The 540-nt window shown below is 67.8% G+C and carries 1 pseudogene; it reads left to right on the forward strand.

What is annotated here, in order from left to right:
- Positions 1-540: pseudogene (locus tag D1614_RS28740) on the forward strand (hypothetical protein); the annotation flags it as partial.

Below are 540 nucleotides of genomic sequence, written 5' to 3' on the forward strand. Positions count from 1 at the left end.
ATCTCGCCAACGAGGCGATGAACCGCGCCCGCAATATCGGCCGCCTGATCGTCGGCATGACCGCCTTCAAGGACCATTTCGTCCGCCTGGAGAAGGTCGACGCCCTCAACCGCATCGTGGTCACCGCGCGGGACGGGCTGAAGGAGCACCAGATCGCCTTCGACGAGGAGGCCTACGCCCTGGGGCTGGAGGGCGGCTACGAGTACGACACCGCCGTCACCCGCTTCGTCTACCAGTCGCCGACCACGCCGCGGCAGTGGTTCGACTACGACATGGCCAAGCGGACGCGGACCCTGCGCAAGACCCAGGAAGTCCCTTCCGGGCACGATCCGTCGAAGTACGTCACCCGCCGGCTGGACGCGACCGCCGCCGACGGCCAGAAGGTCCCGATCTTCGTGCTGATGAAGAAGGACACGCCGCTCGACGGCTCGGCGCCGCTGCTGCTCTACGGCTACGGCTCCTCCGGCATCGCCCAGGAGCCCAGCTTCTCGATCCGCAACCTGTCGCTGGTCGACCGCGGCTGGATCTGGGCCACCGCCT

Origin of the sequence: Maribellus luteus, from assembly GCF_003576475.1 — a bacterium.
GTDB lineage: Bacteria > Bacteroidota > Bacteroidia > Bacteroidales > Prolixibacteraceae > Draconibacterium > Draconibacterium luteum.